The 18,262-nt window shown below is 69.3% G+C and carries 17 protein-coding genes and 3 tRNA genes; 4 read left to right on the top strand and 16 right to left on the bottom strand.

What is annotated here, in order from left to right; genetic code table 11:
- Positions 1–93: 93 nt before the first annotated feature.
- The 9 genes from rpoB to ACIBK8_RS11695 all read right to left on the bottom strand — a co-directional run bounded on the left by rpoB (position 94) and on the right by ACIBK8_RS11695 (position 9,401).
- A complete protein-coding gene (gene rpoB, locus ACIBK8_RS11655; RefSeq protein WP_393683623.1) occupies positions 94–3,579 on the bottom strand; it encodes a DNA-directed RNA polymerase subunit beta in 3,486 nt (1,161 codons plus the stop codon).
- A 627-nt stretch (positions 3,580–4,206) separates the two neighbouring features.
- The gene (rplL, locus tag ACIBK8_RS11660) at positions 4,207–4,590 is read right to left on the bottom strand and encodes a 50S ribosomal protein L7/L12 (RefSeq protein ID WP_227046477.1); all 384 of its coding nucleotides are present in this window, start codon (positions 4,588–4,590) and stop codon (positions 4,207–4,209) included.
- 108 nt (positions 4,591–4,698) lie between these two features.
- A complete protein-coding gene (rplJ, locus tag ACIBK8_RS11665) occupies positions 4,699–5,250 on the bottom strand; it encodes a 50S ribosomal protein L10 (RefSeq protein WP_393683625.1) in 552 nt (183 codons plus the stop codon).
- Positions 5,251–5,543: 293 nt separating this feature from the next.
- Positions 5,544–6,395 carry a hypothetical protein gene (locus tag ACIBK8_RS11670; RefSeq protein ID WP_399041528.1) on the bottom strand — a complete coding sequence of 284 codons (852 nt, stop codon included), beginning with the start codon at positions 6,393–6,395 and terminating at the stop codon, positions 5,544–5,546.
- Between the two features lie 147 nt (positions 6,396–6,542).
- The gene (gene rplA, locus ACIBK8_RS11675; protein WP_393683629.1) at positions 6,543–7,259 is read right to left on the bottom strand and encodes a 50S ribosomal protein L1; all 717 of its coding nucleotides are present in this window, start codon (positions 7,257–7,259) and stop codon (positions 6,543–6,545) included.
- A 104-nt stretch (positions 7,260–7,363) separates the two neighbouring features.
- Positions 7,364–7,798, bottom strand: coding sequence for a 50S ribosomal protein L11 (gene rplK, locus ACIBK8_RS11680; RefSeq protein WP_143940025.1), 435 nt, complete (start codon positions 7,796–7,798; stop codon positions 7,364–7,366).
- A gap of 167 nt (positions 7,799–7,965) precedes the next feature.
- The gene (gene nusG / locus ACIBK8_RS11685; protein WP_399041529.1) at positions 7,966–8,853 is read right to left on the bottom strand and encodes a transcription termination/antitermination protein NusG; all 888 of its coding nucleotides are present in this window, start codon (positions 8,851–8,853) and stop codon (positions 7,966–7,968) included.
- A gap of 72 nt (positions 8,854–8,925) precedes the next feature.
- Positions 8,926–9,219 carry a preprotein translocase subunit SecE gene (gene secE, locus ACIBK8_RS11690; RefSeq protein ID WP_227046473.1) on the bottom strand — a complete coding sequence of 98 codons (294 nt, stop codon included), beginning with the start codon at positions 9,217–9,219 and terminating at the stop codon, positions 8,926–8,928.
- Positions 9,220–9,328: 109 nt separating this feature from the next.
- Positions 9,329–9,401, bottom strand: a tRNA-Trp gene (locus ACIBK8_RS11695).
- Between the two features lie 182 nt (positions 9,402–9,583).
- On the opposite strand from ACIBK8_RS11695, the gene ACIBK8_RS11700 reads away from it, so the two are divergent.
- Positions 9,584–10,843 carry a pyridoxal phosphate-dependent aminotransferase gene (locus tag ACIBK8_RS11700; RefSeq protein WP_399041530.1) on the top strand — a complete coding sequence of 420 codons (1,260 nt, stop codon included), beginning with the start codon at positions 9,584–9,586 and terminating at the stop codon, positions 10,841–10,843.
- Between the two features lie 136 nt (positions 10,844–10,979).
- Positions 10,980–11,999 carry an adenosine deaminase gene (locus ACIBK8_RS11705; RefSeq protein WP_399041531.1) on the top strand — a complete coding sequence of 340 codons (1,020 nt, stop codon included), beginning with the start codon at positions 10,980–10,982 and terminating at the stop codon, positions 11,997–11,999.
- 68 nt (positions 12,000–12,067) lie between these two features.
- On the opposite strand, the gene ACIBK8_RS11710 is transcribed toward ACIBK8_RS11705, so the two are convergent.
- The 6 genes from ACIBK8_RS11710 to ACIBK8_RS11735 all read right to left on the bottom strand — a co-directional run bounded on the left by ACIBK8_RS11710 (position 12,068) and on the right by ACIBK8_RS11735 (position 14,609).
- On the bottom strand, positions 12,068–13,123 hold the full coding sequence (locus ACIBK8_RS11710) for a UDP-N-acetylmuramate dehydrogenase (RefSeq protein WP_399041532.1): 1,056 nt from the start codon (positions 13,121–13,123) through the stop codon (positions 12,068–12,070).
- Between the two features lie 61 nt (positions 13,124–13,184).
- A complete protein-coding gene (locus tag ACIBK8_RS11715) occupies positions 13,185–13,619 on the bottom strand; it encodes a MaoC family dehydratase (protein WP_399041533.1) in 435 nt (144 codons plus the stop codon).
- 1 nt (position 13,620) lies between these two features.
- Positions 13,621–14,076: a MaoC family dehydratase N-terminal domain-containing protein gene (locus ACIBK8_RS11720; protein ID WP_393683642.1), complete on the bottom strand. Its 456-nt coding sequence runs from the start codon at positions 14,074–14,076 to the stop codon at positions 13,621–13,623.
- Positions 14,077–14,162: 86 nt separating this feature from the next.
- The gene (rpmG, locus tag ACIBK8_RS11725) at positions 14,163–14,327 is read right to left on the bottom strand and encodes a 50S ribosomal protein L33 (protein WP_006604855.1); all 165 of its coding nucleotides are present in this window, start codon (positions 14,325–14,327) and stop codon (positions 14,163–14,165) included.
- Positions 14,328–14,415: 88 nt separating this feature from the next.
- A tRNA-Met gene (locus ACIBK8_RS11730) sits at positions 14,416–14,488 on the bottom strand.
- 48 nt (positions 14,489–14,536) lie between these two features.
- A tRNA-Thr gene (locus ACIBK8_RS11735) sits at positions 14,537–14,609 on the bottom strand.
- A gap of 181 nt (positions 14,610–14,790) precedes the next feature.
- Between ACIBK8_RS11735 and ACIBK8_RS11740 the strand changes: the two genes are divergently transcribed.
- Both ACIBK8_RS11740 and ACIBK8_RS11745 read left to right on the top strand, forming a co-directional pair.
- Positions 14,791–16,056: an amidohydrolase family protein gene (locus ACIBK8_RS11740; protein ID WP_399041534.1), complete on the top strand. Its 1,266-nt coding sequence runs from the start codon at positions 14,791–14,793 to the stop codon at positions 16,054–16,056.
- A gap of 90 nt (positions 16,057–16,146) precedes the next feature.
- On the top strand, positions 16,147–16,809 hold the full coding sequence (locus tag ACIBK8_RS11745) for an NAD(P)H-binding protein (RefSeq protein ID WP_399041535.1): 663 nt from the start codon (positions 16,147–16,149) through the stop codon (positions 16,807–16,809).
- 29 nt (positions 16,810–16,838) lie between these two features.
- Here the strand turns inward: ACIBK8_RS11745 and xylB are convergent, their stop codons facing one another.
- Positions 16,839–18,242, bottom strand: a complete 1,404-nt coding sequence (xylB, locus tag ACIBK8_RS11750) for a xylulokinase (RefSeq protein WP_399041536.1) — start codon at positions 18,240–18,242, stop codon at positions 16,839–16,841.
- Between the last annotated feature and the right edge of the window lie 20 nt (positions 18,243–18,262).

The raw sequence follows: 18,262 nt of genomic DNA on the forward strand, positions 1-18,262 counted from the left end.
GTCAATCCCTCTTTCAGGGTCGAGTCTCAATCATGGTCTGACGGGGGGTCCGGGGACGGCCGGGGCTCTGAGTGGGAGCCCCGGCCAGACCCGTCAGACCTCTTCGACGCTGCTCGGCTCGCGCCGCGACAGGTCGATACCGAGCTCTTCCGCTGCACGGAAGACGTCCTCGTCGGTGTCGCGCATCTCGATGGACATGCCGTCCGAGGACAGCACCTCCACGTTGAGGCAGAGCGACTGCATTTCCTTGATGAGCACCTTGAAGGACTCGGGAATGCCGGGCTCGGGGATGTTCTCGCCCTTGACGATGGCCTCGTAGACCTTCACGCGGCCGGTGACGTCGTCGGACTTGATCGTGAGCAGCTCCTGGAGTGCGTACGCGGCGCCGTATGCCTCCAGCGCCCACACCTCCATCTCACCGAAGCGCTGGCCACCGAACTGGGCCTTACCACCCAGCGGCTGCTGGGTGATCATCGAGTACGGACCGGTCGAACGCGCGTGCAGCTTGTCGTCGACCAGGTGGTGCAGCTTGAGGATGTACATGTACCCGATCGAGATCGGGTCCGGGAACGGCTCACCGGAGCGGCCGTCGAACAGCCGCGCCTTGCCGGAACCCTTGACCATGCGCTCGCCGTCGCGGTTCGGGATCGTGGACTCGAAGAGACCGGAGATCTCGTCCTCGCGCGCACCGTCGAACACCGGGGTGGCGACGTTGGAGCCGGGAGCGACCTCGTCCGCCGCAATGGCGTGCAGGCGCTGCTTCCACTCCTCCTCGACACCCTCGACCTTCCAGCCCTGGCTGGCGAGCCAGCCGAGGTGGATCTCCAGGACCTGCCCCGGGTTCATTCGGGACGGGACACCCAGCGGGTTGAGGATGATGTCGACCGGGGTGCCGTCCTCCAGGAACGGCATGTCCTCGACCGGCAGGATCTTCGAGATGACGCCCTTGTTGCCGTGACGGCCGGCGAGCTTGTCACCGTCGGTGATCTTGCGCTTCTGCGCGACGTAGACGCGAACCAGCTGGTTCACACCCGGGGGCAGCTCGTCGCCCTCTTCGCGGTCGAAGACGCGGACGCCGATGACCTTGCCGATCTCACCGTGCGGCACCTTCAGCGAGGTGTCGCGCACCTCGCGCGCCTTCTCACCGAAGATCGCGCGGAGCAGGCGCTCCTCGGGGGTCAGCTCGGTCTCACCCTTGGGCGTGACCTTGCCGACGAGGATGTCGCCGGCGACGACCTCGGCACCGATACGGATGATGCCGCGCTCGTCGAGGTCGGACAGGACCTCTTCGGAGACGTTCGGGATGTCCCGGGTGATCTCCTCCGGGCCGAGCTTGGTGTCACGGGCGTCGACCTCGTGCTCCTCGATGTGGATCGAGGAGAGGACGTCGTCCTGCACGAGGCGCTGCGACAGGATGATCGCGTCCTCGTAGTTGTGACCCTCCCACGGCATGAACGCCACGAGCAGGTTCTTGCCGAGCGCCATCTCGCCTTCGTCCGTGGACGGACCGTCGGCGAGGACCTGGCCCTCGATGACCCGCGCGCCCTCGTCCACGACGACCTTCTGGTTGAAGGAGGTGCCCTGGTTGGAGCGGGTGAACTTGGCGACGCGGTACGTGGTGTACGTGCCGTCGTCGTTGGCGACGGTGATGTAGTCCGCGGAAACCTCCTGGACCACACCGTCCTTCTCCGCCTTGATGACGTCACCGGCGTCGACCGCGCAGCGGTACTCCATGCCGGTGCCGACCAGCGGGGACTCCGCCTTGATCAGCGGAACCGCCTGGCGCATCATGTTCGATCCCATGAGCGCGCGGTTGGCGTCGTCGTGCTCGAGGAACGGAATCATGGCGGTCGCGGCCGACACCATCTGGCGCGGCGAGACGTCCATGAAGTCGACGTCCTCGGCGGGGATCAGGTCGACCTCGCCGCCACGCTGACGGACCAGCACACGCTGCTCGGCGAAGCGCATGTCCTCGGTGAGCTTGGCGTTGGCCTGCGCGATCAGGAAGCGGTCCTCCTCATCGGCGGTGAGGTAGTCCACCTCCTCGGTGACCTGACCGTCGACGACCTTGCGGTAGGGCGTCTCGATGAAGCCGAAGACGTTGACCCGGCCGTAGGAGGCCAGCGAGCCGATCAGACCGATGTTGGGGCCTTCAGGGGTCTCGATCGGGCACATGCGGCCGTAGTGCGAGGGGTGCACGTCACGGACGTCCAGGCCGGCCCGCTCACGGGAGAGACCACCCGGGCCCAGCGCCGACAGACGGCGCTTGTGGGTCAGACCCGACAGCGGGTTGGTCTGGTCCATGAACTGGGACAGCTGGCTGGTGCCGAAGAACTCCTTGATGGAGGCGACGACCGGCCGGATGTTGATCAGCGTCTGCGGCGTGATCGCCTCGACGTCCTGGGTGGTCATGCGCTCACGCACGACGCGCTCCATACGCGCCAGGCCCGTACGGACCTGGTTCTGGATGAGCTCGCCGACGTTGCGCAGACGACGGTTGCCGAAGTGGTCGATGTCGTCGGTCTCGACCACGATCGAACGACCGGACTCGCCGATCGTCTCGGTCTCGCCGGCGTGCAGCTTGACCAGGTACTTGATCGTGGCGATGACGTCATCGGTGGTCAGCACACCGGCGTCCAGCGGCTCGTCGCCGCCCAGCTTCTTGTTGACCTTGTAGCGGCCGACCTTGGCGAGGTCGTAACGCTTGGGGTTGAAGTAGAGGTTCTCCAGCAGCGTCTGCGCGGCCTCACGGGTCGGCGGCTCGCCCGGACGCAGCTTGCGGTAGATGTCGAGCAGCGCGTCGTCCTGGCCCTGGGTGTGGTCCTTCTCCAGGGTGGCGCGCATGGACTCGTACTCGCCGAACTCCTCCAGGATCTGCTCGGTCGTCCAACCGAGAGCCTTGAGCAGGACGGTGACGGACTGCTTGCGCTTGCGGTCGATGCGCACACCGACCATGTCGCGCTTGTCGATCTCCAGCTCCAGCCAGGCACCCCGGGACGGGATGACCTTGGCCGAGAAGATGTCCTTGTCGGACGTCTTGTCGATGGAGCTGTCGAAGTAGACACCCGGCGAGCGCACCAGCTGCGAAACGACGACACGCTCGGTGCCGTTGATGCAGAAGGTGCCCTTGTTCGTCATGAGCGGGAAGTCGCCCATGAAGACCGTCTGGGACTTGATCTCGCCGGTCTCGTTGTTGGTGAACTCCGCGGTGACGAAGAGCGGAGCCGCGTACGTGAAGTCGCGCTCCTTGCACTCGTCGATGGAGTTCTTCGGGGGCTCGAAGCGGTGGTCGCGGAACGTCAGCGACATCGACCCGGAGAAGTCTTCGATCGGGGAGATCTCTTCAAAGATCTCTTCGAGACCGGACTTGGTGGGGACTTCCTGCCCACTCTCCAGCGCAGCCTCGACGCGACCCTTCCATGCGGCATTGCCGAGCAGCCAGTCGAAGCTTTCGGTCTGCAGCGCAAGGAGGTTGGGAACCCCGAGGGGCTCCTTGATCTTCGCAAAAGAGATGCGCAGCGGGGCGGTGCTGTCGCCGTTGTTCGTATTGGCAGTCGAGGCGTTGCGCGAGGCGGCCAAGAGGGGGTCCTTCCGAGGGCTCGGACTCACTACGCGCGTACCGGTCCCGAATTGAACAGACTGAGGGAAAGCCCAGGTCAGGGCGGTTCAGTCAGTGATGCTCAGGTTCGGGCATGCCCCTGGTGACGGGCAGGGAGCAGCTAACAGGCAGCGCAAAGGGTCAGTGTAGCCACTTGGCACACTGATGTCCAGAGCGAGTTTCCGGAGACCGGTCCAGCACCGTGATACCGATCTTCTCCCTCCGGGAGGTGGCGTCCTCCGAGCCGGAGGAACCCCTCGTTGTTCTTCTCTGCGTCCAATGCCCTGCGCCTGCCGAAAGCCCTTGCGCCAGTGGCGCACACCGATGCTTCCCTCTTCGCCCGCGATCCATGCCTCGGACCCTGGATCGCTTCTGCGTTGCGTCCCGAGAATTGCGCGCCGCGTCCGGTTCGTCAAGGCCCCCCGCCCCTGCGAGATCGTCACACGGGGCACGTCAGGGCAACGAAGATCACCATACTCGCACGCCGGGCCGGGGCAACGCAGCCGTGGCGAGCACGCCGAAGGGCGACCACCCGCTTGGGTGATCGCCCTTCGCTGTGTCCAGGGGCGCCGGAGGCGCTCAGGACGTGAGTCGGAGACTCAGTGAGGTCACTTGACCTCGACGGAGGCGCCGGCGCCCTTGAGGGCCTCGGCGGCCTTGTCCGCGGCGGCCTTGTCGACCTTCTCGAGGACGGGCTTCGGGGTGCCGTCGACGAGGTCCTTGGCCTCCTTCAGGCCCAGGGAGGTCAGCTCACGCACGACCTTGATGACCTGGATCTTCTTGTCGCCGGCGCCGGTGAGGACGACGTCGAACTCGTCCTGCTCCTCGGCCTCGGCGGCGGCGGGGGCACCGGGGACACCGGCGGCAACGGCGACCGGGGCGGCAGCCTCGACGTCGAACTTCTCCTCGAAGAGCTTCACGAACGCGGAGAGCTCGAGAAGGGTCATGTCCTCGAACTGCGCGAGCAGGTCTTCCTGGCTGAGCTTCGCCATGGTGGCGGTCCTTCCACTAATTCGGCTGGTGCCGGATGAACATGTCTGGCGGGCGTACGGGCCCGCTGGACTGCTGAGAGCCACGCCCCGCGAGGGGCATGAAGGTGCTTACTCGGCAGCCTCGGCGGGAGCCGGCGTACCGGCACCGCCCTGCTCCACCTTGCTGCGAAGCGCGTCCGTGGTGCGGACGAACTTCGTGAGGGGGGCCTGGAAGGTCGCCGCGGCCTTGGCCATGGACGCCTTCATGCCACCCGCCAGCTTGGCGAGCAGAACCTCGCGGGACTCGAGGTCCGCAAGCTTCTTGATCTCGTCGGCGGACAGCGCCTTGCCATCAAGGACACCGCCCTGGATGACGAGAGCGGGGTTCTCCTTGGCGAAGTCACGAAGACCCTTCGCCGCCGTGACCGGGTCACCGGTCACGAAGGCAACTGCGGTCGAGCCCTTGAGGTGCTCGTCCAGCGCGATTCCGGCCTCATTCGCCGCAATCTTGGTCAGCGTGTTCTTCACCACACGGTACTGAGCGTTGTCACCGAGCGAACGGCGCAGCTCCTTGAGCTGCGCAACGGACAGTCCGGTGTACGCGGTCACCACAGCTGCGTTGGAGTTACGGAACTTGTCCGTGATCTCCTCAACTGCTGCGACCTTGTCGGGCCTCGCCATGAGCCTCGGCCTCCTTCCGGGTGATGAGGACCGCGCAGAAGGGGCTGGGCAAAACAAACGCCCCGGCGCAGGCGCACGGGGCGTGACTCGACCGGACGGAAAACGTCCGGGAGTTCATCCACTCACACCTGCGCAGGCCGTCCGCAGCTAGCGGATCCTTCGGCCACTGCGTATCCGGGAAGGACACACAGAGACAACCAGCGGTCTTTGGCTTCTTCGGTACGGTACGTGAAGGGCCTGTGCCCAGGCAAATCGGCCGAGTGGGGGCGCCGGAGCGCCCCCACGATGCGTCCCTACTGGGAGACCTTTTCGAAGTCGACGGTGTCGCCGGCCGGCGGCTCCTCGGCCGTGACCTTCGTGCCGTAGTCCGAGTAGAAGACCGTCGAGTCGAAGGACGCGGCCGAACTGTCCATCCGCTCGCGCTTCTTGACCAGCAGGTTGTCCGAGCTGATCCACAGGTCGATGGTCTCGGCCTTGCTGCCGGCCTGCTCCATCTGCGCTTCCAGCGCCTTGAGGTCGGCCTCGCTGAGGTTCTTCGACTGCATGCGGGTCAGCTCTTGGACCGACAGCGTGCCGGTGAAGTGGGTCGCCTGGACGCCGCGGACGTCTTCCTTGCCGACTTCCTTGACCTTGCCCGAGGCGATCATCAGCTCCATCGCCCGGGTCGGGTTGTTGTTCTGCATCTGGTCCTTGAGCAGCGCGCCGGTCGGACCCATCTTCTTCGCCAGGGCGTCGTAGTCGTACTTCACCCAGTTCTTGCCCGCCACCGGCATGCCCGCGGCGCCCATGTTCATGAACATGGCGTCCGGCGTGTAGATCGCCTTCATGGGCTTGCCCGCCATCGGGCTCTGGCCGGACTGCGTGATGTCGACGTTCATCCGCATGCCCTGGGACCAGTCCAGGGCACCCTTCATGGTCTGGTTCGACGGGCCGTTCTTGACCGTCCCCTCGACCTTGGCGGACTTCTTGCCGTCGGTCTGCCGGGCCGCCGTCTTCAGAGACGCCAGTGCCACGTCCAGCGGAGACTTCTTCTCCCCTGCCGCGTCACTGCTCGTGCCGCCGCTGCCGTTGCCGCCGTTGCAGGCGGTCAGACCGGCCATCATGACGGCCCCCGCCACGACGGCGGTGATACGTGTGCTGCGCACTGAGGCTCCCCCTTTTTAGATCATTTTTACGACCTCGGGAGGACTGTAATGCAGGGCACCGACAGCGGAAGCAGCAGGCCCCGCCCTCCGGAGCGGAGAGCGGGGCCTGCGTCACGTAGCGCGCGCCACGAAGCGTCGATCAAGCGATCAGACGGCTTCTTCCTCGGTAAGGAGGTTGCGGGTGCGGTTGGCGTCCAGCGGGATGCCGGGGCCCATCGTGGTGGTGATGGTCGCCTTCTTGATGTAGCGGCCCTTCGCAGCGGAGGGCTTGAGGCGGTTGATCTCCTCGAGCGCCGCGGCGTAGTTCTCCACCAGCTTGGTCTCGTCGAAGGAGACCTTGCCGATGATGAAGTGGAGGTTCGCGTGCTTGTCCACGCGGAACTCGATCTTGCCGCCCTTGATGTCGGTGACAGCCTTGGCGACGTCCGGGGTGACCGTGCCGGTCTTCGGGTTCGGCATCAGACCACGGGGACCGAGCACGCGGCCGAGGCGGCCGACCTTGCCCATGAGGTCCGGGGTGGCGACGACGGCGTCGAAGTCCAGACGGCCCTTGGAGACCTCGTCGATCAGTTCGTCCGAGCCGACGATGTCGGCGCCGGCGGCTTCCGCGGCGGCTGCACGGTCGCCGGTCGCGAAGACCAGGACCCGGGCGGTCTTACCGGTGCCGTGCGGGAGGTTCACGGTGCCACGGACCATCTGGTCGGCCTTGCGCGGGTCGACGCCCAGACGCATGGCAACCTCGACGGTCGCGTCGAACTTCACGGAGGTGGTGTCCTTGGCGAGACGGACGGCCTCGAGCGGGGCGTAGACGCGCTCCCGGTCGATCTTCGCGTCCGCGTTGCGAAGAGTCTTGCTGCGCTTCACTGCTGCTCCTGTGTGCTGGAGATGGAGTCGTGGTGCGGGCCAGCGCCTGGCCCTGCCACGGACGGTGGCCTTCTGCGGCTACCGCCGGGGGCTACGAGGTGACTTCAGCCCTCGACCGTGACGCCCATGGACCGGGCGGTGCCGGCGATGATCTTCGCGGCGGCGTCCAGGTCGTTGGCGTTCAGGTCGGGCATCTTGGTCGTGGCGATCTCGCGCACCTGGGCGTCGGTGATCTTGGCGACCTTCTTGGTGTGCGGCTCGCCTGAGCCCTTGTCCACACCAGCGGCCTTGAGGATCAGCTTCGCGGCCGGCGGGGTCTTGGTCACGAAGGTGAAGGAGCGGTCTTCGTAGACCGTGATCTCCACCGGCACGACCATGCCACGCTGCGACTCGGTCGCGGCGTTGTAGGCCTTGCAGAACTCCATGATGTTGACGCCGTGCTGGCCCAGCGCGGGGCCGACCGGCGGAGCCGGGTTCGCGGCGCCGGCGCTGATCTGGAGCTTGATGAGCCCCGTGACCTTCTTCTTCTTGGGAGGCATGCTCTCTCCGGGTCCTAGTGAGAGGTGGTTCGCCCCGCAATCCGGTCATCCGGATGGAGGCATACCGCACCACGATAACGGGTATCGTCGTGCGGCTAAAAACCGAGCAGGTCAGACCGGCTGCGAGAGCCGGCCTGACCTGTTCGGAAGCGGTGGTCCGAAGAACGTCAGTTCTTCTGGATCTGGTCGAAGCTCAGCTCGACCGGGGTCTCGCGGCCGAAGATCTCGACGAGGCCCTTGACCTTCTTCGAGTCGGCGTTGATCTCGTTGATCGTGGCCTGCAGCGTCGCGAACGGACCGTCGGTGACGGTGACCGAGTCGCCCACCTCGAAGTCCAGCACCTGGACCTCGACCTTGCGGGACGGCGCCGGCTTGCCCTCGGCCGCGGCGGCCTCCTTGGCGGCCTTCTCCTCGGCCTCCGGGGCGAGCATCTTGACGATCTCGTCCAGCGTCAGCGGGTACGGGTCGTAGGCGTTGCCGACGAATCCGGTGACACCGGGAGTGTTGCGGACGACGCCCCAGGACTCGTTCGTCAGATCCATGCGCACGAGCACGTAGCCCGGGAGCTTGTTCTGGCGAACGTTCTTCCGCTCGCCGTTCTTGATCTGGACGATCTCCTCTTCGGGGACCTCGGCCTGGTAGATGAACTCCTCGACGTTCAGCGAGACCGCACGCTGTTCGAGGTTGGCCTTCACGCGCTTCTCGTAGCCCGCGTAGGTGTGGATGACGTACCACTCACCGGGCAGGAAACGCAGCTCGTCGCGGAGTGCGGTCACCGGGTCGACCGGCTCCTGCTCCTCCTCGTCCGCTGCGTCCTCGTCGGTCTCGGCGTCGTCCTCGACGTGCACCGCTGCGGACTCGGCGGGCTCGCCCGCCTCGGCGTCCTCGGCATCGAGCGCGTCGGCGCCGTCGGCGTTCTCGACGATCTCCACGGCGCCCTCGTCATCAGAGACGGCGGCAGCGTCGCCCTCGACCTCCGCCGGGACGGCCGCGTCCGCGTCGGCCTCTGCGGCCGCGACGGGCTCGGCGGCGTCGTTCAGGTTCGGGTCAGACACGTGGCTGCTTCTTCCTGGCTTCAAGGGGTTGAACATGCGAAAGGGCACCCCGCTGAGGTGCCCTCCGCGGGATCAGCCGAAGACGTACCCGACGACTCGGTTGATTCCCAAGTCAATCACGGTTACGAGACCGATGATGATGACAACGAAGACGATCACCACGGTGGTGTACGTCGACAGCTGGTTGCGCGTGGGCCAGACGACCTTGCGGAGTTCCGCCACGACCTGGCGGTAGAAAAGCGCGAGACGCGCAAAAGGCCCCTTCTTGCCGCGCTTACCGCCGCGACGGGGCTTCTTGGATTCCGCTGTGTCGTCCTCGGAACGACCGCGCTCAGGCATGTCGATGGAGCCCAGGGCGTCCGTCACTCGTCCTCACCTGAATCCGGGTCGTGGCCGTGCGGCGTCCGGCCCGGCCGCACGGCGGTGCATTTCAGTACGTACGCGTGCACGCACCTTGGTGAAGAAGTGCGTGTAGCAGGGCCGGAGGGACTTGAACCCCCAACCGCTGGTTTTGGAGACCAGTGCTCTACCAATTGAGCTACGACCCTTTGTGTGTCCCCAACCTACCGCATGCGACCGACTGCTCTAAGTGCGTGAGCCGCGGTGGCCTGTTGGGAGCCAACGGTCAGCGAGTGTACGTGTTCCGGAGCCGGGCGTCGAACAGAAACGTCCCGGGTGGTGCCCGCAAACCCCCGCACCGGGCCGTTCCGAGTTCTGCGACGATGCATGTATGAGCGCTGCTACTCCTTCCGAGTCGTCCTCCGCCAACCAGCCGGGGCAGCCCCCGGCGGACCGTCGCGTGTCCACCCGCGTCGGGTCCATCTCCGAGTCCGCCACCCTCGCCGTCGACGCCAAGGCCAAGGCACTCAAGGCCGCCGGGCGTCCGGTGATCGGCTTCGGCGCGGGCGAACCGGACTTCCCCACGCCCGACTACATCGTCGAGGCGGCCGTGGAAGCCTGTCGGAACCCCAAGTTCCACCGGTACACCCCGGCCGGCGGCCTCCCCGAGCTGAAGTCCGCGATCGTCGCGAAGACGCTGCGTGACTCGGGATACGAGATCGAGGCCGCCAACGTCCTGGTGACCAACGGCGGCAAGCAGGCCATCTACGAGTCGTTCGCGGCTCTCCTCGACCCGGGTGACGAGGTCATCGTCCCGGCGCCTTACTGGACCACCTACCCCGAGTCGATCCGGCTCGCGGGCGGCGTCCCGGTGGACGTCGTCGCGGACGAGACGACCGGTTACCGCGTGACCGTCGAGCAGTTGGAGGCGGCCCGTACGGAGCGCACCAAGGTGCTGCTGTTCGTCTCGCCGTCGAACCCGACGGGCGCGGTCTACACCCGCGAGCAGGTCGAGGCGGTCGGCCGCTGGGCCGCTGAGCACGGCCTGTGGGTGCTGACCGACGAGATCTACGAGCATCTCGTCTACGGCGACGCGGAGTTCTGCTCGCTGCCGGTCGTCGTCCCGGAGCTGCGCGACAAGTGCGTCATCGTCAACGGTGTGGCGAAGACGTACGCGATGACCGGCTGGCGGGTCGGCTGGGCGATCGGCCCGAAGGACGTCATCAAGGCCGCGGCGAACCTCCAGTCGCACGCCACGTCCAACGTCGCCAACGTCTCGCAGGCCGCGGCCATCGCCGCCGTCTCCGGTGACCTCGACGCCGTGGACGCGATGAAGGTCGCCTTCGACCGCCGCCGGCGCACGATCGTGCGGATGCTCAACGAGATCGACGGCGTGCTCTGCCCCGAGCCGGAGGGCGCGTTCTACGCGTACCCGTCCGTCAAGGAGCTGCTGGGCAAGGAGATCCGCGGCAGGCGTCCGCAGACCAGCGTGGAGCTGGCCGAGCTGATCCTGGAGGAGGCGGAGGTCGCCGTCGTCCCGGGTGAGGCGTTCGGCACCCCGGGCTACCTGCGTCTTTCGTACGCGCTTGGCGACGAGGACCTGGCCGAGGGCGTCTCGCGGATCCAGAAGCTGCTGGCCGAGGCCAAGTAAAGGGGCTGTGACTCACGTGAGTCACTGCCTTGCGGGCCACCGGGAGCCATCCCGGTGGCCCGCACGCGTTTTCCCGGGGCACTTCGTTCGGGGGCCGCCCTACCGGCGGGCCGGGTGCGTACGGCAAGATCGGTGAATGGAGAGCGTTCGTGACGTGCGTCAGTTGCCGAAGGCCCATCTGCACCTGCACTTCACCGGGTCGATGCGTGCCGCGACCCTGCTGGAGCTGGCCGACAAGTACGGCGTCCATCTGCCCGAAGCGCTGCGCGGCGGCGAACCGCCGCAGTTGCGGGCGACGGACGAGCGCGGCTGGTTCCGCTTCCAGCGGCTGTACGACATCGCGCGGTCGTGCCTGCGGACGCCCGACGACATCCACCGGCTGGTGCGCGAGGCCGCCCAGGAGGACGTCGCCGACGGTTCGGGGTGGCTGGAGATCCAGGTGGACCCGACGTCCTACGCGCCCCGGCTCGGCGGTCTGATCCCGGCGCTCGAGATCATCCTGGACGCGGTGCACAGCGCGTCCAGGGAGACCGGTCTCGGCATCCGGGTCCTGGTCGCGGCGAACCGCATGAAGCACCCGCTGGACGCCCGCACGCTGGCCCGGCTCGCGGTGCGCTATGCCGACCGGGGCGTCATCGGCTTCGGCCTGTCCAACGACGAACGCCGGGGTTTCGCGCGGGACTTCGACCGCGCCTTCGCCATCGCCAGGGACGGCGGGCTGCTGGCCGCGCCGCACGGCGGCGAGCTGTCGGGCCCTTCGAGCGTGCGGGACTGCCTGGACGACCTGCACGCCGGCCGGGTCGGGCACGGCGTACGCGCCGCGGAGGATCCGGCGCTGCTGCGGCGGCTGGCGGAGCGCGGGGTGACGTGCGAGGTGTGCCCGGCGTCGAATGTGGCGCTCGGGGTGTACGAGAAGCAGGAGGACGTGCCGCTGCGGACGCTCTTCGAGGCCGGGGTGCCAATGGCGCTGGGCGCGGACGACCCGCTGCTGTTCGGCTCCCGGCTGGCGGCGCAGTACGAGATCGCACGCCGCGCGCACGGCTTCACAGACGCCGAACTGGCCGAGCTGGCACGGCAGTCGGTGCGCGGCTCCCGGGCGCCGCAGGCGGACCAGGAGCGCCTGCTGGCGGGGATCGACGCCTGGCTGGCCGCCTGAGCGCCGCCGATGCCCCAGAGGGCCGCTGAGCGCGCTCAGCGGCCCGGGAGGCTTTCCGGCGGGCGCGCCTAGAGGCTGACGCCGACCGTGACCGGTTCGTTGACGAGGGTGACGCCGAAGGCCGCGTGCACGCCGTCGCGCACCTCCCTGGCCAGGGCGAGCAGGTCATCGGTGGTGGCCTCGCCGCGGTTGGTGAGGGCGAGGGTGTGCTTGGTGGAGATACGGGCCGGGCCGCTGCCGTAGCCCTTGGTGAAGCCCGCCTTGTCGATGAGCCAGGCGGCGGAGGTCTTCACCAGGCCGTCGCCCGCGGGGAAGGCGGGCGGCGCGGTGTCCGGGCCGAGGCGGTCGTGCACCCGCTGGACGAAGGCGGTGTGCTCGGTCTCGGTGAGGACCGGGTTGGTGAAGAAGGATCCGGCCGACCAGGTGTCGTGGTCGTCGGCGTCCAGGACCATGCCCTTGCCGGCGCGCAGGGCCAGCACCGTGGCGCGCGCGGTGGCCGCCGGCACCCGCTCGCCTGCCTCCACGCCGAGCACCCGGGCGGTCTCCGGGTACTTCAGGGGCGCGGAGAGACCGCCGGCGTCCTCCAGGGCGAACCTGACCCGCAGTACGACGAACCGGTCGGGGTCCTGCTTGAACCGGCTGTGGCGGTAGGCGAAGGCGCAGTCCGCGTTGGTGAGGGTGACCGTCTCGTCCGCCCGGCGGTCGTAGGCGACGACCTCGGTGATCGTCGCGGAGACCTCCTGGCCGTACGCGCCGACGTTCTGGATCGGGGTGGCGCCGGCCGAGCCGGGGATGCCGGCCAGGCACTCGACGCCGGCCAGCCCTGCCTCGACGGTGCGGGCAACCGCGTCCGACCAGTTCTCGCCCGCGGCGAGCTCCAGCTCCGTGCCGTTCAGGGTGAAGCCGCGGGTGGCGATGCGCAGCGCGGTGCCGTCGAAGCCCTTGTCGCCGATGACGAGGTTGCTGCCGCCGCCGATGACCAGCAGCGGGGTGCCCGCGGCGTCGGCGGCGCGGACGGCGGCGATCACTTCGTCGTCGGTGGTGGCCGTGACCAGGCGGGTCGCCGGGCCGCCGAGGCGGAAGGTGGTCAGCGGGGCGAGGGGGGCGTCGTGGAGTTCCTGCACGCGCCCCAGCGTACGGGGGCGGACCGACAACGCCGGGCCGGCCGCCCCCTCGGGTGCCGTCTCAGGCGAGGCGGACCACGGCGCGGGACATGCCCAGCACCTTCTTGCCCGCGCTCACCGCGGTGAGGTCGACGCGGACCGTACGGGCGTCGTCGTCGAGCTTGGCCGCGACCTTGCCGCTGACCTCGATCAGCGCGCCGGTCTCGTCGTTGGGGACGACGACCGGCTTGGTGAAGCGGACGCCGTACTCCGTGACGGCCGCCGGGTCGCCCGCCCAGTCGGTGACCACGCGGGCCGCCTCGGCCATCGTGAACATGCCGTGCGCGATGACGTCAGGAAGCCCGACCTCCTTGGCGAACTTCTCGTTCCAGTGGATCGGGTTGAAGTCGCCCGATGCGCCGGCGTAGCGGACGAGTGTGGCGCGGCTCACCGGGAAGGACTGCGCCGGGAGTTCGGTGCCGACCTCGACGTCGTCGTAGGAGATTTTCGCAGTCATGTCAGCCCTCCTCGGATGCGGCGCGGGCGACCAGCTTGGTGAGGGCGGTCACGACGTGCTCGCCCGCCTCGTCGTGCACCTCGCCGCGGATGTCGAGAATGTCGTTGCCCGCCATGGATTTGATCGCCTCGATGGTGGAGGTGACGGTCAGCCGGTCGCCGCTGCGGACCGGGCGGGTGTAGACGAACTTCTGGTCACCGTGCACCACGCGGCTGTAATCCAGGCCGAGTTGCGGGTCCTCGATCACCTGCCCCGCGTCCTTGAATGTGATCGCAAACACAAAAGTCGGCGGCGCGATCACATCGGGGTGCCCGAGAGCCTTGGCTGCTTCGGTATCGGTGTAAGCGGGATTGCTGTCACCGATCGCCTCGGCGAATTCGCGGATCTTTTCCCGGCCGACCTCGTACGGGTCGGTGGGCGGGTACGTACGACCCACGAATGACTGGTCGAGCGCCATGGCTCGCGACCTCCCTGTACTGCTGCGGTGATAACGCCGTGAGGCCGCCCCCAAGAAATGGGGACGGCCTCACGAACGAGCCTGTGTTATCGCGTCTCGCGGTGCGCGGTGTGCGAGTTGCAACGGGGGCAGTGCTTCTTCATCTCAAGACGGTCCGGGTCGTTACGCCGGTTCTTCTTGGTGATGTAGTTCCGCTCCTTGCACTCCACGCAGGCCAGCGTGATCTTCGGGCGGACGTCTGTGGCAGCCACGTGAGTGCTCCTTGACGGACGGATGGACGGATGAACGCATAAAAGAGTAGCCGATCGGAGGACCGACCCCACAATCGGCTACTGTCAGTAGCGGTGACCGGACTTGAACCGGTGACACAGCGATTATGAGCCGCTTGCTCTACCGACTGAGCTACACCGCTGTGATGCGAGGGGGCCCTCGTCCGAAGACGAGGTACCTCACACATCAGAGCCCCAATACGGAATCGAACCGTAGACCTTCTCCTTACCATGGAGACGCTCTGCCGACTGAGCTATTGGGGCGAGCGATGAAGACATTACACGGCCCGCAGCCAAACGTGAAATCCGTATCCGGAGGGCACCCCGGCGGCCTCACGCACCACACCGGTACGACTATTCCGTGCCTGCTCGAAGCGCCCAGGGCCGCGCCCTAGGCTCGGACCACGCTGCGTGATCATGCACGCCCGTGCCTTCGAGGAGCGCGATGTCCGACAGCAGTTCACCGCAGCCACCACCGCAGCCGGGGAAGCCGGACGGCGGCCCGTCCGCGCGGTCCGAAGGGGGCGCGCTGGTCCTGTGCGGCGCCCGGCTCGCCGACGGCCGCACGGTGGACGTACGGCTCGGCGGCGGGCGCATCGAGGCGGTCGGCACGGCCGGGGCGCTCGTGCGGCAGGGCGCGCGCGTCGACCTCAACGGCTATCTGCTGCTCCCCGCGCCCGCCGAGCCGCACGCGCACTGCGACACGGCCCTGACGGCGGACTGCGAAGGACCCGCTCCGGACTCCCCCGACGACATCCAGCGGCGCACCACCGAGGCGGCCCTGCTCCAGCTCGGGCACGGCGCGACCGCGTCCCGCACCCACGTACGCGTCGGCGGGGTGCGGGGGCTGCGCTCCCTGGAGGCGGTGCTCAAGGCCCGCAGGTCGCTGCGCGGGCTCGCGGACCTGGCGGCGGTCGCGGTGCCCAGGGTGCTGACCGGGGCCGCCGGGGCGGACGGCCTGGCGATGCTGCGGGACGCCGTGAAGATGGGGGCTTCGGTGATCGGCGGCTGTCCCGATCTCGACCCCGATCCGGCGGGGTACGTCGAGGCCGTCCTGGAGGTGGCCGGGGAACACGGCTGCCCGGTGGACCTGCATACGGACGGGGACGATCCGGCGCGGCTCGCGCGCTTCGCGGCGATGGCCGGCGGGCTGCGGCCCGGTGTGGCCATCGGGCCGTGCGCCGGGATGACGCGGATGCCGCGCAGTGTGGCGGCGCGGGTCGCCGAGCAGCTGGCGGCTGCCGGCGTCACGGTGATCTGCCTGCCGCAGGGCGACTGCACCGGTCTGGAGCGGTACGGCTCCCGGGTCGCCAGGCCGGCTCCGGTGCGGCTGCTGCGGGCCGCCGGGGTGCGGGTCGCGGCGGGCAGCGGTGCGCTGCGGGACGTGGCCAACCCGGTGGGGCGCGGCGATCCTCTGGAGGCCGCGTATCTGCTGGCGTCCTTGGGGGAGACGAGTCCGGAGGCGGCGTACGAGACGGTGAGTGCGGCGGCGCGGGCGACGCTGGGGCTGCCCGACGTGCGCGTCGAGGCGGGCTTTCCCGCGGAGTTGCTGGCCGTACGGGGCGAGCGGATCGCCGGGGTGCTGTCGCTCGCGTACAGCCGGGTCGTGGTGCACCGGGGGCGGGTGGTGGCGCGGACCAGCGCGGTGCGCGAGTACTGCGATTCGGCGGCGGCCGTGGCGCTGGAGCTGCCCCGGCAGTCGCAGCGCTGAGCGGGGCCGCCGCCCGTCCGGTGGCGGTGGTGTCGCGCGGCGCACGCTCCTGCCCGTGCGCCGCCGCGCCGGGGGCGTACGGTCGGCAGCATGCGCATTGTCATCGCAGGTGGACATGGTCAGATCGCGCTTCGGCTGGAGCGGTTGCTCGCCGGGCGCGGGGACGAGGTGGCGGGGATCATCCGCCGGCCGGAACAGGCGGGCGATCTGCTGGCGGCGGGTGCCGAACCGGTCGTGTGCGACCTGGAGTCGGCGTCGGTGGAGGACGTGGCACGGCATCTGGAGCAGGCGGACGCCGCCGTCTTCGCCGCGGGGGCGGGCCCCGGCAGCGGCGCGGAACGCAAGGACAGCGTGGACCGCGGGGCCGCCGCGCTGTTCGCCGACGCGGCGGAGGCGGCCGGTGTGCGCCGTTTCCTCGTCGTCTCGTCGATGGGCGCGGACCGGGTGCCGCCGGAGGGCACCGATCCGGTGTTCGCGGCCTACCTGCGCGCCAAGGGAGCGGCGGACGCGGACGTACGGGCCCGGGTCGGGCTCGACTGGACGATCCTGCGTCCCGGGCGGCTGACGGACGACCCGGGGACCGGCCACGTCCAGCTCGCCGACGCGACCGGGCGGGCCGCTGTGACCCGGGACGACGTGGCCGCCACGCTGGCCGCGCTGCTCGATGAGCCGGGCACGGCCGGCCGGACGCTGGAGCTGGTCAACGGCGGTACGCCGGTGGCGGATGCGGTGCGGGCGGTGGCTGGGAGCTAGGTGTGTGAGTCCGGCGCGTGCCGTGGCCGTCAGCCGTACATCGTCGCCCGTGCGCGGGCGTAGTTCTCGCGGATGCGGCGGCCGGTGGCGGGGTCGGCGGGTGCGGGGACGTGGCGGGCTGCGGCGAGCGGCCAGTGGGGCGGTTCGGGGGTGCAGGACAGGGCCCAGGCGGCCTGCCGGGCGGCGCCGAGCGCGACGTACTCGGCGGGTTCGGGGACGGTGACCGGGGCGCCGAAGATCCCGGCGGCGATCTCCCCGACCACCGGTGCCTTGGCCGCGCCCCCGATGATCAGCACGCGGCGGGTGCCGATGCCCTGGCCGCGCAGCTCGTCCAGGGCATCGGCCATGTTGCACAGCATGCCTTCGACGGCCGCGCGGGCGAGCTGCGGCGGACGCATGTTGGACGTCCGCATGCCCAGCAGACTCCCGGCGGCATCGGGGAGGTTGGGGGTGCGCTCGCCGCCGAGGTAGGGCAGGTGGACGAGGCCGCCTGCGCCGGGTTCGGACTCGCGGGCGAGCCGGTCGATGTCGGTGAGGCCGGTGCCCAGCAGGGTGGCGGCCGAGCTGAGGACGCGGGCGGCGTTGAGGGTGCAGACCAGGGGCAGGAACCGGCCGGTGGCGTCGGCGAAGCCGGCCACCGCGCCGGACGGGTCGGCCACCGGGCGCTCGGAGACCGCGAAGGCCGTGCCGCTGGTGCCGAGCGAGACCACCGCGTCGCCCGGCCGCAGTCCGAGCCCGAGGGCCGCGGCCATGTTGTCGCCGGTGCCCGCCGCGACCAGGGCGCCGTGCGGGGTGCGCCCTGCGGCTTCGTACGGGCCGATGACGCGCGGCAGTTGGGGTGTGCGACCACCGGTGGCGAGCGCGAGGAGGTCGCGGCGGTAGTCGCCGTCGGCGGGTGACCAGTAGCCCGTGCCGGAGGCGTCGCCGCGGTCGGTGACCGGTGCCGCGCCGCTGCCGGGGCCGCCGCACAGCCGCCAGGTCAGCCAGTCGTGCGGCAGCATCACCTGGGCCGTGCGGTCGGCGGTGCGGGGTTCGTTTTCGGCCAGCCAGCGGAGTTTGGCGACGGTGAGGGCGGCGACCGGGACGGTGCCGACCGCGCGGGCCCACGCGTCCGGCCCGCCCAGCTCCGCGACGAGGTCGTCGGCGGCCCGCGCGGAGCGGGTGTCGTTCCACAACAGGGCGTCGCGCAGCGGCAGTCCGGCCTCGTCCAGCGCCACCAGGCCGTGCTGCTGGCCTGCGACCGCGACGGCGTCCACGTCCGCCAGCAGGCCGCCGCCGGCCTCGTCCAGGGCCTGCCACCAGGCTTCCGGGGCCACTTCGGTGCCGTCGGGGTGGGCGGCCCTGCCCTGGTGCAGGACCTCTCCGGTGTCGGCGTCGCAGACGACGACCTTGCAGGACTGGGTCGAGGAGTCCACCCCGGCGACTGTCGGCATGACGGTGTTCGCTTCCGTAC

Source organism: Streptomyces sp. NPDC050161 (assembly GCF_044460025.1).
GTDB lineage: Bacteria > Actinomycetota > Actinomycetes > Streptomycetales > Streptomycetaceae > Streptomyces.